Here is a 14,213-nt window from a genome sequence, read left to right as displayed (position 1 = left end):
AAAAAGCTTGGAAGTTCACTTCCAGGCTTTTTTTAGATGCGCAGTGTTTGCTTTAAACGGCGCACGCCCTCTTGAATCATTTCTTCATCTGTACAGGCGAAACCAAGCAGCAATCCCTTTCTGTTGCTTTCATAGCAATAGGGGCTTAATGGATAAATTCCGACACCAGCGGCTTTAGCAGCCGCAATACTGCCTTTTTCATCAAAGTCTGGCGCTCCTTCCAAAAAGACATGAAGGCCAGTATCGGTTCCATATAAATGGAAATGTTTGTCGAATTGATGTATCAAAAGGGCTTCCATCATGGCCGCCTGCCTTTTTTTATAAAGCTGTCGCATTCGCCTGACATATCGCGTGAATTCTCCTTCTCTGAAAAATGAAGCAAGTGTAATTTGCTCCATGATCGGCAGCTGTCTTTGGATGAGGGATTGCAGCGCAGCGATTTCTTTGATAACAGCTTTGGAGCCGATGATTGCAGCAAGGCGTATGCCTGGTGCCAGCACCTTGGAAAAGCTTAAGATGTATATCACATGATCGGGTGCTTCTGAAAATAAAGAGGGAAGCGGCCCGCCATGATAACGATAATCCCCATCAAAATCATCCTCTAATATGTAAGATTGGTGACTGACAGCAAACTGTATCAGCAGCTGTCTTCTATTTACACTCATACATACACCGGTTGGACGTTGATGGGAGGGTGTCACAGCGATCATCTTGGTTCCCCCCGGCAATGTGTTCACAATCATACCTTCCTCATCTACTGGTGCGGGGTAAATGTTCATTTCACGATGTAAAAACGAAAGCCTTGCTCCAGGAAAACCTGGATCTTCAACAGCCACCGTATCGCCTTTTTTGAGCAGTACCTGTGAAATTAAGTCAATGGCTTGCTGCGTGCCCCTGTTAATACCATTTGATCTTCTTCTACATTGATCCCGCGTTCAACAGATAAATATTGGCGTATTTCTGAGCGTACCTCCCATAATCCGTGCGGGGAAGAATAGCCCCAATCCTTCATGTCTAAGTGCTGTAATGCTTTCATAAGCGAGCGTTTCCATATGTTTTGAAAATGTTCGTCGATGGCTGGCTCTTGATGGCGAAAGTCGATATCGAGCTTCTCATGAAATTCATTGGCCGAGAGCCAGTGCTCCATTTGTTTTTCAGCCTCGTCAAAATGAGGCCTAACGGGGAGTGCAAAGGGCGGCTCACTTTGATGGGGAGTGGAAGCTACGTATTGGTCACTTGAGATGACCTTAGTCCCGCCTCTTCTAGATGTGCTGACATAGCCTCTTGCCAGCAATTCATCATAGGCAAGTTGTACGGTTGATCTTGATACATTTAGCTCCTGTGCTAACACGCGTGTCGGCGTTAACTGATCGTTAGGATTCAGTTTTTGTGAATGAATTTTTTGAATGATACCGGTCACGATTTGCTGCCATAGCGGGGTAGAGCTTGAGCGGTCTAAATGAATATACATGTGGCACCTTCTCTCTTTGTCACGTCATTTATGATGATGACACGGAATTATGGACTGGTCAATAGAGTTATTTTTGGATGTAGGAAGTAAGCCAAATGGTGTGTAAACTGTGATCAGATGTCATTTACATAGAGGAGAGAGTCAAATGATTCCTGCATCAAAAGAAGAAACGGCTCAACAATCCATGATCCCGTTTATTTTCGTTTTATTTGGTCTTTTCATGATTACGACCGCTGTGAATCTGCAAGTGCCTCTTTATACGGCGTATGCAGATCAAGCAGGGTACGGAAAGGCGGCAACAGCACTTGTATTTGCTGCGTATGTATTCGGACTTATTCCAGTATTGCTTTTTCTCGGCGGCATATCTGACCGGGCTGGACGCAAACCAATTTTATTGGTCGCGCTTTGCTTTTCGTTATGTGCCACCCTTTTGATGATCGTGCATCCTTCCATACAGATGCTCTTTGCTGCCAGGCTGCTGCAAGGAGTGGGGCTTGGTCTAAGTGTTGGAACATGCACGGCCTATTTGATTGCTTTATATCCAGAGAAATCAGGCTGGATCCCGACCTTTATTGCCTTATGTAGTTCGGTTGGATTTGGGGGAGGTGCTCTTTTTACAGCGCTTCTTTCTTTTCAGCGTGTGTCGCTCACGCCGCTGAGCTATTGGATTGTTTTGGCCTTTTTGATGCTGACGATTGTTGGTGTATTCTTTTTTGTGCCGCCTATACAAGGAAATACGAGTAAACCGATGATGAATATGCCAAGGTTTCCAAAAGGGACGATGCCGGCGAACTTGGCGATTGCCATTGCATGGTCAGTGTGTGGGCTTGTTATTTCTATTTTGCCAGCACAGCTGAAATTAAATGGATATGAATTATGGGTAGGGCCGGCGCTGTTTTTTATTAATATGGCAGGTGTCCTCATGCAGCCCTTTGTTCGTAAAATGAATAGCAGCGCAGCGCTCCGGGTGGGTTTTATCTGTCTTCCGTGCGGATATGGCCTGCTGCTGTTCGGTGCAAATGGTGGGTCCATCTTCCTTGTACTTGCCGGGACCATGCTTGCGGGCACTGCTTGCTATGGATTTACTTACTTAGGTGGTCTTCAGCTGATTGTCGAGCGAGGGAAGAAGGAGGCGGCTAGAGCGGTTGCAGGATATTACTTGTTTGCTTACTTAGGTCTAGGCATTCCGAGTGTTTTTGTCGGTCTCTTTGCTGATATGTACGGTACTCAGACGGTGTTAACTTTCTTTTTCTTGGTCGTTTTGGCCGCCTGTCTCATACTGTTTATCTCAGGTTTCAAGCGGAAACAAACGTGAGATGTCCATCTTTCTCTTTTTTGATCAATTCGTTTAAAATAAAGACAAGAGAGGGGAAGATGAATATGAAAAAAGTGCGGCTGGACGGTGCGATATGCAGGTCGCAAGAGGAGCTTCATGACCAACTAAAAACAGTTTTACACCTTCCTGACTATTACGGGAAAAACCTTGATGCCCTTTGGGACTGTTTAACAGGAGAAGTGAATCTTCCTGTAGAGCTTACATGGGTGAATTTTCAAACAAGTAAAGACGCTCTTGGCAATTATGCAGAGAGCTTGCGGCAGTTATTTCAAGATGCGGAAGAGGAACTGAAGGGACAATTTCAAGTGAACATTCAATAATTGGGGAAAAAACAGCTGATACCGTAGGCTGTTTTTTTATGTGCTTTACTCCTTTTTTATTCCGGTATTGAATATTTTACTAAATGTGATAATATATGAACTATCGCTTAATTGATAATGATAATCATTTATAGCGGAAAGAGCTTGATAGAAAGTGAGAAACCTGTATGAAGTTGTATCAATTAAGTTTGTTATTTGTGTGTTTGGCATGTGCATCACTGTTTGTCGGTGTACAGGATCTGTCCATTTTACAGCTGTTTCATCTAACAGATGGGCAAATGCATACCTTATTGTCAAGTCGCATCCCACGACTGATGAGTATTGTGCTTGCTGGCATGAGCCTTAGTTTATGCGGCTTTATGATGCAAAGCATGACGAGGAATAAATTTGTTTCACCAACCACTGCAGGAACAATGGATTGGGCCAAGCTTGGTATTTTAGTAGCAATGCTCGTTTTTACACATGCGAGCCCGCTCACGAAAATGGGCATCGCATTTCTATTTACTCTAGCTGGCAATCTCCTTTTCTTAAAAATCCTGCGCCATATTAAGGTGAACGATACGATCTATGTACCGTTAGTCGGCTTGATGTTTGGCGGGATCGTCAGTTCAATTTCTACGTTTATAGCCTATAAATATGATCTGATCCAAAACGTATCCGCATGGCTTCAAGGGGATTTTTCTCTTATTGTTCAGGGGCGTTATGAACTGCTCTATGTGAGTGTTCCACTTTTGATCATCGCCTATTTATATGCTGACCGCTTTACAGTGGCCGGTATGGGAGAGAGCTTTGCCGTCAACTTAGGTTTAACGTATAAACGTGTGATGGCGGTTGGCTTGGTAATCGTTTCGATGATTACGTCTGTCACCATTTTAACTGTCGGAATGCTGCCATTTCTCGGCTTAATCATTCCTAATATTGTATCGATCTACCGAGGCGATCACTTGAAAAAAAGCCTCCCGCATACAGCCTTACTAGGTGCCATTTTTGTTCTGATTTGTGATGTGCTCGGAAGGGTGATCATTTATCCATATGAAATTTCTGTTGGGCTCATGGTAGGCATCATCGGAAGTGCGATCTTCCTGTACATGCTATTAAGGAGGAAGCGCTATGCATAAGAAACGTATATTATTTCTCATTGCAGCCATTGCAGCCGTGCTGGTCGTGATCTTCATCACCTTTCAAATGGGATACTGGCAGTACACAGTCCCGAGCCGTTTAAAGAAAGTGCTTGCGATGACATTGACTGGAGGCGCTATTGCCTTTTCATCCGTTGTGTTTCAAACGTTGACCAACAATCGAATCTTAACGCCAAGCATTTTAGGCTTAGACGCACTTTACTTATTTTTGCAAACAGCGATTATTTATCTTTTTGGATCGACCAATTTGATGATCGTCAATAAAAACCTGAATTTTTTCCTTTGTGTTGGGCTGATGATTCTTTTTTCCGTGCTGCTATATACGGTGATGTTCAAACGCAAAAACAAGCACATTTTCTTACTTCTACTTGTTGGTATTGTATTTGGTACATTGTTCAAAAGTCTTTCTTCCTTTATGGAAATGCTCATTGATCCGAATGAATACCAGGTCGTACAGGATAAATCCTTTGCAAGCTTTAACCACATGAATACGGATATCCTACTCATTGCTTCTATTTTATTTGTAGCGCTATGTTTTTATATTTGGACATTCCGCTCCAAATTAGATGTGATGTCCTTAGGAAAGGAACATGCTGTGAATCTAGGGATTGACTATGATGGCATCACAAAAAAGATGCTGATCGTGATTGCCGTCCTTGTGTCTATCGCAACGGCTCTTGTCGGACCTATTACGTTTCTTGGCTTACTCGTCGTGAACGTGGGAAGAGAGCTATTTCGTACATACCGGCATACGTACTTGCTATTAGGTTCTTTTTTCATCAGTGTCATTGCCCTTGTAGGCGGGGAGTTTCTTGTAGAAAAGGTATTTACCTTTCAAACGCCGCTGAGTGTCTTGATTGATTTAGTCGGCGGATTGTATTTTATTTACTTACTTTTAAAGGAGAGTCGTTCATGGTCGTGATGAAGGGAGTCAGTAAGACATATAACGGAAAAACAGTGCTTCACAAAACAACTGTCAGTGTGAAAAAAGGACAGCTGACCTCTCTCATTGGTCCAAATGGTGCGGGCAAGAGCACGCTTTTGTCCATCATGAGCCGCCTGATTCAGCCAGACACAGGTGCAGCGTATTTACAGGACAAACCGTATAGCGCGTATCCTCCGCAGGAGCTTGCGAAAAAGATGAGTATTTTAAAGCAGTCCAATCACATGAGTGTGCGCCTGACCGTACGGGAGCTTGTCAGCTTTGGACGTTTTCCTTACTCACAAGGCCATCTGACAAAAGAGGATGAGAAGATGATCGATGTGTCCCTTCAATACATGAGGCTCGTCGATATCCAGCATCAATACTTAGATGAACTTAGCGGCGGACAAAGGCAAAGAGCCTTTATTGCGATGGTGCTGGCTCAGGATACGGACTATATTTTCCTAGATGAGCCTTTAAACAATTTGGACATGAATCATTCTGTTGAAATGATGAAGCTGTTTAAGCAGCTCGTTCATGATCTCGGGAAAACGATTGTTGTCGTTCTCCATGATATTAACTTTGCATCTGTGTATTCCGATCATATCGTCGCCTTAAAAGATGGACAGGTGATCCAAGAAGGCGGAGTAGATGAAGTGATTCAAACAGATGCACTTGAACAAATTTATGACATGCGCATACCGATTGAAGTCATTCGTGGTGAGCGTATTTGCTTATATTTTTCTTAAAAAAATGAAGAGGTGATCAAGCATGAAAAAATGGATATGGATGATGACTGTATTAACAGCGATTGTTGTACTCGCTGCCTGCGGTAACCAAGGGAAAACAGAAGGAACTCATGAGGAAACCGTGACGGTAAAAGACATGCTGAATAAAGATGGCGTGAAAATCAAGAAAAACCCGAAAAAAGTCGTCGTGTTTGATATGGGAAGTCTTGATACGCTGGACAAACTAGGTGTGAATGTGACAGCTTTACCAAAACAAGTGGTCCCAAAATATCTATCCAAATATGAGGATGACAAATATGAGAATGTCGGCGGTTTAAAAGAGCCGAATTTCGAAAAAATTGCAGAGATGAAGCCCGACTTGATTATTATTCAGTCTCGTCAATCAGATGCATTCGATGAATTTTCTAAAATTGCTCCTACGATTTTGATGGATGTAGACACTGCCAACTATATGGAATCATTTAAAAAGAATGCCACGACGTTAGGAAAGATTTTTGATAAGGAAGACAAGGTCAAAGAAGAACTTGCAGCCATTGATCAAAAAGTGGATGCGTTAAAGAAGCAAGCAAAAGAGTTAAAACAAAATGGGTTGGTGATCATGGCGAACGACAGCAAAATGACTGCCTTTGGATCTAAATCAAGATATGGTCTCATCCATGATGTGTTTGGTATCACGCCGGCAGATCAAAAGCTTAAGCCATCTGACAAACACGGACAAAGCATTTCGTATGAGTACATGGTCAAAACGAATCCGGATTACTTATTTGTCATTGATCGAGGCGCAGCGATCGGAGAAGAAACTTCTGCGAAACAGCTTGTTGAAAATGATTATGTGAAATCGGTCAAAGCGATCAAAAACAATCATGTCGTGTATTTGAACTCTGATATGTGGTATTTATCTGGCGGCGGACTTGAATCATTGACTGCCATGATTGATGAAGTGAAAAAAGGAATTGAACAAAAATAAATATTGGATAAAAGGCTGCTCGTTTTGAGCGGCTTTTTTATTGTGGATTCATAAAAATATGTTGCGTGCAGGAAACTTTCTTCAAAATATGTTATAGTGGAACCTACATTGCTAGACTAAGATAGAGTGAGGGTTCGGAAAGGATGAAGGAGAAAACAAGATCAAAAAGAAGGCTGAGACCTTGGGTGAAAGTCGTGCTGTTTATCATAGCATTTGTTATGGTGATGGCGGTATCTGTGACAGGATACGCCTATTATAAAATTTCAAAAGCGTCGAATAAGGCGCAAGTCTCATTAGAAAGAGGAGACACCTCGCAAAAGCGTGTGAAAGCTTTTGATCCAGGGAAGGATAGCTTTTCGGTACTGCTGCTTGGAATTGACAGCCGTCCAGGTGAAACGGTAGATGAAGCAAGAAGTGATGCGGTCTTACTGGCGGCGGTGAACCGAACAGAGAAAACCATCAAGCTCCTCAGTATTCCTCGTGATTCTTATGTAGATATTCCGGGAAGAGGATATGATAAAATCGCCCACGCCCATGCCTTTGGGAGTGCAGATTTGTCAGTCAAAACGGTAGAAAACCTGTTGAACATTCCGGTAGACTATGTGATTTCAGGGAACTTTAAGGCGTTTCAAGACATTGTAGACGAGCTAAATGGAATTGAAGTAACGATTGAAGATGAAGGCATCGCAAAGCAAATGGAAAAGGATTCAAAGGGGAAAGTTCATGTGCAAACAGGCACACATACACTAAATGGCGAAGAAGCATTAGCCTTTGTGAGAACGAGAAAGGCAGATAGTGACCTCATGCGTGGAAAGCGCCAAATGGAAGCACTTCAAGCCATCTTTGAAAAATCTAAATCTATTTCTTCGATCCCGTCATATGACAACATCATTGATACACTTGGTGATAATGTCTCAACCAATCTGTCCATGAAGCAGTTTATCGGTCTTTTCCCTTTACTGAGCTCGTTGAAATCAGTGGACACCATTCAGCTAAAGGGGCATGATTATCAGCCTGGAAATGTGTATTACTTTGAGTTAGATGGAGCAGGATTAGAAGAAGTCAGAACAGAGCTGAGAGAACAGCTTGAGTTATCATAAATAAGAAGGAGCCTGCCGCTATGGCAGGCTTTTTTCTTTTAATAGTAGAGGGTTGCAGGCATCGTTGGGTACCACACGCCATTTAAAGCAAGCGCCCAGCCGTACACTTTTTGACCTGATTCAATCTTGTCCTTTACTGAGATGAGCGTTTCGTATGAAGTGACTTGATAAGCCTGACCGGTTTTTTTAGCGACAATGACAGATAAAATATTATCATTGAATACACTCGGTTCTTCGTCATTACTCGTCCAAGCGATGCGTTGATAAAAATTTGAATTAAAATGATTTTCCAGTGCCTTTACTTCAAACTTCACTCGTTTTCCAACGATGGAAACCGTTGTGTAGGCTACACTTGTAAATTGTGCCGTTGCTGCTGGTTCCTGTTTTCCTGCTTGTAGTGGTTCTGTTGCAGAAACTGCGCTTGGCACAAGTAATCCTGCTGCTAAAGTGAATGCTGCTATTTTTTTGATCATCTTTTTGAAACCTCCTAATTTTTGGTATATTGATCAATTCGCCAAAAATCGAAGGGTTCCTTTAATTTTGTAAAATATAACCATTTTTATTTTTCTTGATGGAGAAAATATCGAGTAAGCAGTTCCTCTACACGATGTCGTATACGCGGATTAAAGTATTTATGCTTTTCTTCATAGCCATTCATGATAAATAAATACGTCGTAAACCCTTCATCGTGTTCAATTTGCTGTACCTTCATTTTTTCTTTACGTAAATGCTGCTTCAGTTCATAAAGTGCTTTCTGTGCTTCCTTTAACGCAGAGGTAACAAGCTGAATATATGGTTCATTAAGTTTAAATGTTTGGTGTTCTTTTAAGTGTGTCAAATCACGATTGAGGATGGAGATGACCATTGGAAGAAAGATGGCCTGTTCCATCATCTGAAGTTGTATTGTTGATAGTCTTGTCATATCCATGCCTGCTTTCTTTATAAATAGAACGTTTGTTCCTGTTTATTATATCGGATGAGTCAAAGAATCTCAAGGGGGGATGGAGAGGGATTTATTTGTATATTTTTATGTTTTCCATGTAAAATGAAAAGTAGACAAACCTTGAAGGAGTCAAATAAGTTGCCATCATTTCTTTCCATCTTTACTCATGAAAATATCACATCATTTTTTGAGAGCTATAAGGCCTTTGGACCATTTGTGGCCATATTGCTCCCTTTAATAGAAGCATTTCTACCGTTTTTACCTCTTATTGTGTTTGCTGTGGCAAATGCAAATGCGTTCGGCCTTTGGGAAGGCTTTTTATTGACCTGGATCGGTGCAAGCGCAGGGTCTATCCTTGTGTTTGTACTGATCAGAAAATTTGGGCAGATGAGAATGCTGAACTTTATCAGCAGACACCCTTCCATTAAGAAATTGATGCTTTGGGTGGAAAAGCGGGGGTTTGGTCCGTTATTTATTTTACTCTGCTTTCCTTTCACACCTTCTGCTGCCGTCAATGTAGTAGCAGGCCTATCAAGAATTAGCATCTGGCAATTTTCATTAGCCGCTTTATCAGGTAAGTGTGTCATGCTTTTGATCATTAGTTTCATTGGCTATGATCTTTCTGCTTTAGTAAAGAATCCGTTAAGAAGTGTCTTTGCAGTTCTAGTTATCGCTTTATTATGGTATGTTGGAAAGAGAGTAGAAAATAGGTTGAACATTCGAATGAGCAAGCGTGAGGACAAAGGAGGCTCTTAATGAAAAAGAAGCCATTGCTATGGTTGATGATTATTACATGCATCGTCTTATTGTTCCAAGTAAAGAATTTCATGTTTGTCACGTACAAAGTAGAAGGGGTTAGTATGGACCCGACATTTACAGATGGAACAGAATTATTAATCAATAAGTTCTCGCCAAAACTCACGAAAATTAGCCGGTTTGATTACGTTTTATTTCATGGACCTAAAAATCAAATTTTGATCAAGCGGGTCATTGGGCTTCCAGGAGAAAAGATCAAGTATGAAGATGATCAGCTATTTGTCAACGGTGCAAAGTGGAAAGAACCATACTTAAAAGAGCAGAAAAAACATAAAATGGGGAACGTCCTGACAGGAGATTTTCAGCTGAAAGCCATCACAGGACACGATAAAATACAAAAAAACCATTACTTCGTCATCGGAGATAACCGAATACATAGCTTTGACAGCCGGCATTTTGGGACCATCTCAAAGGACCAAGTAGTCGGTGTAAAGAGGAATAACGATGAATAAAAAAGAGGCGCTCTGCTCATGCAAAGCGTCTCTTTTTATTTTGCAGCTTTATAATCAGTCTGTCTTTTCGCCCAGAAATGATGTAAGAATCGAAAAAACGGTGGCAGCATGGCAATTACAAGAATGATTCTGACGACTTGTACAGCGACAACAAAGGTGGAATCCTCATGAAGTGTGACTGCTGTTGTCGCCATTTCTGCAATCCCGCCAGGCGAAAAAGCAAGAATGGCTGTAATGACAGAAATACCTGTGATTTCTGCTATCGCAATTGAACTGAGAACAGTCGCAGCAATGAGCCCGGCTGAGCTGACGATGGCCACTATTAAGGTGTTTTTTAGCCCAACAAACATCTGTTTATTCATTTTTGACCCGATGGTTGCACCTAGAAATACCTGTGACGCAATATTGGCTTGTGCTGGCCAATAAGGAATCAAATCATGACCTGTGAGCGCACCCGCACCTACTTGAAGGGCTGCGACCCCTAACATGCTGCCGATCAGCCAAGGGGCAGGGAAATGAAGGCGAACCGCTAGGCGTGACATGAGCCAGGCACCTAAGATGAGCGTAGCAGTCCAAGAGATATTTGATAGGGTGAAAATGCCTGATGAGAAGGCGCTGCCCTGTGCTGCTATAGCCGCACCAGATTGGTTTTTTGTATTTAAATAGAACACCATAAATGGGATGGTGAGTACAACCATTAAAACACGTATCGTTTGCACGAGACTCACAACAGCTGTATTTGCTCCAACCTCTTGGGCAATCCCTGGCATCGCGGATAGACCGCCTGGTGCAGTTCCGACAAAGCTGGTCAGCATATCTGTTTTGCTCAGCTTCCATAAGAGAAAGCCAGAGAGCATCGCTAGTAGAATAGAAAAGACGAGCATGAAACTCACAGGGAGCCAATTGTCAGCGAAAATGTGGAGGACTTTCATGTTCATTTTCTGTCCAAGTTCGATTCCGAGAATGAATTGACCAAGGAGTAGCCATCTGCTATGAATACGTAAGGTGTTGTTTTCTTTACGTTGAAACAGGGTGGGGCGGCGCATGGCAATAAATGCAGCTGTGATTAACGTACCGACCATCCAGCCAATAGACATTCCTGTTAAAGACAAAAGAAATCCACCCAAACCGCTTATCGCGATCAGAATCAGATCGGTTCGAAGGCTGTTTCCTTGTTTCATCACATGTAAACCTTCTTCCTATATGTTTGTTCAGTAAGTGAAATGTTGTTATGTTCACTATAATACAAAAGTCTCTATAAATAAAATACGAATTTTTTTACCATTTTCATAAGATTATCTTATCATTAAGAGGCTCCATTTATCTTCATGTAAAAATATCGGATTTATATAAATAAAGAGATCATTTTTACCAAAAACAAAAACAATACACAACGATTTTCCCCTATTTTTGTTATCAGTTGACTATCATTTTCAATTACACTACACTACATAGTGTGAGGTGATGACATGAAAATTCCTTCTTTTAAATATAATGAAAAGGGATTGAATCGTTTTTTTGGTCCTTTAGAGGGAAGGATTATGGAGATCCTTTATCAAGGCGAGGATATGCCGATTAAAGAAGTACAGCAGAAGCTGTCAAATGAGAAGCCGATTAATTTCAACACGGTGATGACTGTGCTGAATCGCTTAACCGAAAAAGGAATTGTGGAAAAGAAAACAAAAGGGCGTTCATCTATTTATAATCCCATTTTAACAAAAGAAGAATTTCTAAATGAGCAAACAAAGTGGATTACGCAAGGGCTGATGGACGATTTCGGTCCACTGGCAGTGAATCATATGGTGGATGCGATTGAAAGTGCTGATCCTGAATTACTCAAAATACTTGAAGCAAGGCTTGCATCAAAAAAAGAGGAGCAGCAAAATGAATAAAATGAAGTCGAGTCTGCTGTTTTTAGGCGGTATATTGATTGGTTTAGTGATTTTTTATCAGATGGGTTATTATGTGCTCTCGAGCTTTTTTGGCTGGAATCAAGCATATAACCTGATCCATGTGTGCCAGTCTGTTCTCGAATTCTACGGTTTCACTCCTTTAAAATATTTTCTAGATGCTTTAGTTCTCTACACATTGGGATTTGCGGCTTTCTATATGACGAAGCAAATCAGAAAGTATATCCAATTCAAAGGAAATATGATGATGGCAGTCGATCAGGAAACGACCGATTTTCTATCAGAGAAATATGCAAATGACATCATTGTTTTTCATTGTCATGAACCACTTGCTTTTGCAATGGGGATGCTTCATCCAAAGGTTTACTTATCAACGGCACTTATGGACATGCTTGATGAAGGGGAAATTGATGCTGTTGTTCATCATGAATTGCATCACAAATACAGCTATGACCCTTTAAAGTCTTTCGCTTTTTCAATGCTCACAAAAGTGATTTGGTACATTCCAGTGTTAAAGCATATGAGACAAAGTTACTCTGTTTTTCGTGAAGTGATTGCAGATGACTATGCTATTCGGCAGACAGGTACGGAGCTTGGAGTGGGGCAAGCCCTTTTGAAACTCATTAAAAAGAGAACCCAGTTTCAAAAACAAACGAAGTTTGCGGTGTCCTTTGGAGATCGGGCGTTAAATTTAAGAATACAAAAGATCTTAAACCCAACATACAATATACCTTTCAATGTACCACTTATTCCAATCGTGACATCCGCCATTCTCATGGTGGTCTTAATGATTATGCTCAACCTAAATTACTAATTTTTTTTACTTATTCACATTACATTATGTAGTGTAAAAACAGGAGGAAATCACTATATGAAAACGAATCAAGAAATAGGAACACTTTTCGTACGCGTTATCCTAGGTATCATTTTCTTTTTACATGGGCTTCAGGCATATCAAGGAGGCCTAGGGGGTACAGCTGCATTCTTTGGTCAAATCGGTGTGCCGGAATTTATGGCCTATATTGTGAAGACAATTGAGCTAGTCGGTGGAATAGCCCTGATTTTAGGTCTAGGAACACGTATTTTCGCAGCTTTATTTGTGCCAATTATGGCTGTGGCGATTATAACAGTTGGTTTTTCTAGAGGATTTGTTGGCGGTTATGAATTTGAACTTTCTTTATTGGTCATGGCGCTTTATTTGACGCTTAGCGGAAGTAAGGTACTGTCAATTGATGGGTTATTAAAACATCAGCAGCAAAGCAATGAAGCAAAATTTCATTAAAATATCATAAAAAAACTCCTCCTGCCTTTTGTGGCAGAGGAGTTTTTTGTTGGTCAAATCGTCGTTTTCTCGGTTGAAAAAGCGAAAGGTAAGAGAGGTTTTGTTGATGATAGTACTTTATTTCACATGTTGAGTGAACAAAAAGGCATTTTCATTTTTTGACGGAACATACGATCTCCTATTAAAATAGGACTATCTAAGATACATGGTGCGTTAAAAGATATAAAAACCATACAGCATGCTGCTGTTCGTCTTGTGCGATACGTTTCATTAGCTCTTTTGTTCCTTGATCACGGACATAGTCTGATACGCTTAAGTAAAAATCGACCGTTTTTTGTTCGTCTTTAAAGGCAAACATAAGCCCTTCTCTGAATTGGTCTGGACAAGGTTCTGTTACGCTTGGTTTGTGGTTTTTACCTGTTAAAGAATAATATAGCTTTGAAAATAGTTGATAGTGTCTGACTTCGTCCTGGCGTATTTCTTGAATGATCTTTTTCGCCTCAGGATTTTTTGCTTTTTGGGCAAGTTTTTCGTAGCATTGGATCGCAGAATATTCACCATTAAGAGCCTTCTCAAGGTCTGAAATGATTCTTGTGTTTTGGCGCATGTCATAGGGCGAGTAGTCATAGTAACCGTAATACATGATATTGCCAGCCTCCTTTTAGATCATCATGGTTTATGATATGAAAAGAGCTAGGAAAGGTGCCTATTTCTTTTCAATAAAGAGGGAGAAAGGGAACGTGATAGGAAAATAGCTATTTACCCTTATTTTCGCTAGAATATGAGTACATAAGAAAGGTGTTGTG

General features: G+C 41.1%; 18 protein-coding genes. 12 read left to right on the top strand and 6 right to left on the bottom strand.

Going from position 1 to position 14,213, the window contains the following annotated elements:
* Nucleotides 1-32 precede the first annotated feature (32 nt).
* Nucleotides 33-836 (bottom strand): aminotransferase-like domain-containing protein, encoded by an 804-nt coding sequence (locus tag BA70_RS20615; protein ID WP_239646678.1) that lies wholly within the window; start codon nucleotides 834-836, stop codon nucleotides 33-35.
* A 32-nt stretch (nucleotides 837-868) separates the two neighbouring features.
* Nucleotides 869-1,471: a GntR family transcriptional regulator gene (locus BA70_RS20610; protein ID WP_239646677.1), complete on the bottom strand. Its 603-nt coding sequence runs from the start codon at nucleotides 1,469-1,471 to the stop codon at nucleotides 869-871.
* Nucleotides 1,472-1,616: 145 nt separating this feature from the next.
* Here BA70_RS20610 and BA70_RS14500 point away from each other — a divergent pair, with 145 nt between their 5' ends.
* The 7 genes from BA70_RS14500 (at nucleotide 1,617) to BA70_RS14470 (ending at nucleotide 8,004) form a co-directional block, all read left to right on the top strand.
* Nucleotides 1,617-2,786 carry an MFS transporter gene (locus BA70_RS14500; RefSeq protein ID WP_034323639.1) on the top strand — a complete coding sequence of 390 codons (1,170 nt, stop codon included), beginning with the start codon at nucleotides 1,617-1,619 and terminating at the stop codon, nucleotides 2,784-2,786.
* 65 nt (nucleotides 2,787-2,851) lie between these two features.
* Nucleotides 2,852-3,127: a barstar family protein gene (locus BA70_RS14495; protein WP_034323636.1), complete on the top strand. Its 276-nt coding sequence runs from the start codon at nucleotides 2,852-2,854 to the stop codon at nucleotides 3,125-3,127.
* A gap of 167 nt (nucleotides 3,128-3,294) precedes the next feature.
* On the top strand, nucleotides 3,295-4,245 hold the full coding sequence (locus tag BA70_RS14490; RefSeq protein ID WP_034323633.1) for an ABC transporter permease: 951 nt from the start codon (nucleotides 3,295-3,297) through the stop codon (nucleotides 4,243-4,245).
* The gene (locus BA70_RS14485) at nucleotides 4,238-5,188 is read left to right on the top strand and encodes an iron chelate uptake ABC transporter family permease subunit (RefSeq protein WP_034323630.1); all 951 of its coding nucleotides are present in this window, start codon (nucleotides 4,238-4,240) and stop codon (nucleotides 5,186-5,188) included. The genes BA70_RS14490 and BA70_RS14485 overlap by 8 nt, the downstream gene beginning before the upstream one ends.
* Nucleotides 5,179-5,937 (top strand): iron ABC transporter ATP-binding protein, encoded by a 759-nt coding sequence (locus BA70_RS14480; protein WP_034323627.1) that lies wholly within the window; start codon nucleotides 5,179-5,181, stop codon nucleotides 5,935-5,937. The genes BA70_RS14485 and BA70_RS14480 overlap by 10 nt, the downstream gene beginning before the upstream one ends.
* A gap of 22 nt (nucleotides 5,938-5,959) precedes the next feature.
* Nucleotides 5,960-6,904, top strand: a complete 945-nt coding sequence (locus tag BA70_RS14475) for a siderophore ABC transporter substrate-binding protein (protein ID WP_034323625.1) — start codon at nucleotides 5,960-5,962, stop codon at nucleotides 6,902-6,904.
* Nucleotides 6,905-7,047: 143 nt separating this feature from the next.
* Nucleotides 7,048-8,004: an LCP family protein gene (locus BA70_RS14470; RefSeq protein WP_034323623.1), complete on the top strand. Its 957-nt coding sequence runs from the start codon at nucleotides 7,048-7,050 to the stop codon at nucleotides 8,002-8,004.
* 38 nt (nucleotides 8,005-8,042) lie between these two features.
* Here BA70_RS14470 and BA70_RS14465 read toward each other — a convergent pair whose 3' ends face one another.
* Together BA70_RS14465 and BA70_RS14460 are read right to left on the bottom strand one after the other, a co-directional pair.
* Entirely contained in the window at nucleotides 8,043-8,477 is a 435-nt protein-coding gene (locus tag BA70_RS14465; protein ID WP_034323620.1) for a hypothetical protein, read from the bottom strand.
* An 86-nt stretch (nucleotides 8,478-8,563) separates the two neighbouring features.
* On the bottom strand, nucleotides 8,564-8,926 hold the full coding sequence (locus BA70_RS14460; protein ID WP_034323617.1) for a YhjD family protein: 363 nt from the start codon (nucleotides 8,924-8,926) through the stop codon (nucleotides 8,564-8,566).
* A 159-nt stretch (nucleotides 8,927-9,085) separates the two neighbouring features.
* Between BA70_RS14460 and BA70_RS14455 the strand changes: the two genes are divergently transcribed.
* Together BA70_RS14455 and lepB are read left to right on the top strand one after the other, a co-directional pair.
* Complete coding sequence (locus tag BA70_RS14455; RefSeq protein ID WP_034323615.1) at nucleotides 9,086-9,703, top strand: TVP38/TMEM64 family protein; 618 nt, start codon at nucleotides 9,086-9,088, stop codon at nucleotides 9,701-9,703.
* Nucleotides 9,703-10,215, top strand: a complete 513-nt coding sequence (lepB, locus tag BA70_RS14450; protein ID WP_034323614.1) for a signal peptidase I — start codon at nucleotides 9,703-9,705, stop codon at nucleotides 10,213-10,215. Before BA70_RS14455 ends, lepB begins: the two co-directional genes overlap by 1 nt.
* Before the next feature lie 35 nt (nucleotides 10,216-10,250).
* Here the strand turns inward: lepB and BA70_RS14445 are convergent, their stop codons facing one another.
* A complete protein-coding gene (locus BA70_RS14445) occupies nucleotides 10,251-11,396 on the bottom strand; it encodes an AbrB family transcriptional regulator (RefSeq protein ID WP_034323612.1) in 1,146 nt (381 codons plus the stop codon).
* Nucleotides 11,397-11,684: 288 nt separating this feature from the next.
* Here BA70_RS14445 and BA70_RS14440 point away from each other — a divergent pair, with 288 nt between their 5' ends.
* The 3 genes from BA70_RS14440 to BA70_RS14430 are packed head-to-tail and all read left to right on the top strand — an operon-like array spanning nucleotide 11,685 to nucleotide 13,407.
* Nucleotides 11,685-12,107, top strand: coding sequence for a BlaI/MecI/CopY family transcriptional regulator (locus BA70_RS14440; RefSeq protein ID WP_034323609.1), 423 nt, complete (start codon nucleotides 11,685-11,687; stop codon nucleotides 12,105-12,107).
* On the top strand, nucleotides 12,100-12,939 hold the full coding sequence (locus BA70_RS14435) for a M56 family metallopeptidase (protein WP_034323607.1): 840 nt from the start codon (nucleotides 12,100-12,102) through the stop codon (nucleotides 12,937-12,939). The genes BA70_RS14440 and BA70_RS14435 overlap by 8 nt, the downstream gene beginning before the upstream one ends.
* Before the next feature lie 57 nt (nucleotides 12,940-12,996).
* Nucleotides 12,997-13,407, top strand: a complete 411-nt coding sequence (locus BA70_RS14430; protein ID WP_034323605.1) for a DoxX family protein — start codon at nucleotides 12,997-12,999, stop codon at nucleotides 13,405-13,407.
* Between the two features lie 196 nt (nucleotides 13,408-13,603).
* On the opposite strand, the gene BA70_RS14425 is transcribed toward BA70_RS14430, so the two are convergent.
* Nucleotides 13,604-14,050, bottom strand: a complete 447-nt coding sequence (locus BA70_RS14425) for a ferritin-like domain-containing protein (RefSeq protein ID WP_034323602.1) — start codon at nucleotides 14,048-14,050, stop codon at nucleotides 13,604-13,606.
* Nucleotides 14,051-14,213 lie beyond the last annotated feature (163 nt).

Origin of the sequence: Bacillus zhangzhouensis (genome assembly GCF_000715205.1) — a bacterium.
Classification (GTDB): Bacteria; Bacillota; Bacilli; order Bacillales; family Bacillaceae; genus Bacillus; species Bacillus zhangzhouensis.
This window is presented reverse-complemented; position numbering and strand designations above follow the sequence as displayed.

Bases quoted from the DNA above. Each gene is read 5' to 3' on its own strand.
- BA70_RS14470 (WP_034323623.1), top strand. From the start codon at position 7,048: ATGAAGGAGAAAACAAGATCAAAAAGAAGGCTGAGACCTTGGGTGAAA.
- BA70_RS14485 (WP_034323630.1), top strand. From the start codon at position 4,238: ATGCATAAGAAACGTATATTATTTCTCATTGCAGCCATTGCAGCCGTG.
- BA70_RS14435 (WP_034323607.1), top strand. From the start codon at position 12,100: ATGAATAAAATGAAGTCGAGTCTGCTGTTTTTAGGCGGTATATTGATT.
- BA70_RS14460 (WP_034323617.1), bottom strand. From the start codon at position 8,926: ATGACAAGACTATCAACAATACAACTTCAGATGATGGAACAGGCCATC.
- BA70_RS14430 (WP_034323605.1), top strand. From the start codon at position 12,997: ATGAAAACGAATCAAGAAATAGGAACACTTTTCGTACGCGTTATCCTA.
- BA70_RS14440 (WP_034323609.1), top strand. From the start codon at position 11,685: ATGAAAATTCCTTCTTTTAAATATAATGAAAAGGGATTGAATCGTTTT.
- BA70_RS14425 (WP_034323602.1), bottom strand. From the start codon at position 14,050: ATGTATTACGGTTACTATGACTACTCGCCCTATGACATGCGCCAAAAC.
- BA70_RS14480 (WP_034323627.1), top strand. From the start codon at position 5,179: ATGGTCGTGATGAAGGGAGTCAGTAAGACATATAACGGAAAAACAGTG.
- BA70_RS14475 (WP_034323625.1), top strand. From the start codon at position 5,960: ATGAAAAAATGGATATGGATGATGACTGTATTAACAGCGATTGTTGTA.
- BA70_RS14500 (WP_034323639.1), top strand. From the start codon at position 1,617: ATGATTCCTGCATCAAAAGAAGAAACGGCTCAACAATCCATGATCCCG.
- BA70_RS14490 (WP_034323633.1), top strand. From the start codon at position 3,295: ATGAAGTTGTATCAATTAAGTTTGTTATTTGTGTGTTTGGCATGTGCA.
- lepB (WP_034323614.1), top strand. From the start codon at position 9,703: ATGAAAAAGAAGCCATTGCTATGGTTGATGATTATTACATGCATCGTC.
- BA70_RS14465 (WP_034323620.1), bottom strand. From the start codon at position 8,477: ATGATCAAAAAAATAGCAGCATTCACTTTAGCAGCAGGATTACTTGTG.
- BA70_RS20610 (WP_239646677.1), bottom strand. From the start codon at position 1,471: ATGTATATTCATTTAGACCGCTCAAGCTCTACCCCGCTATGGCAGCAA.
- BA70_RS14495 (WP_034323636.1), top strand. From the start codon at position 2,852: ATGAAAAAAGTGCGGCTGGACGGTGCGATATGCAGGTCGCAAGAGGAG.
- BA70_RS14445 (WP_034323612.1), bottom strand. From the start codon at position 11,396: ATGAAACAAGGAAACAGCCTTCGAACCGATCTGATTCTGATCGCGATA.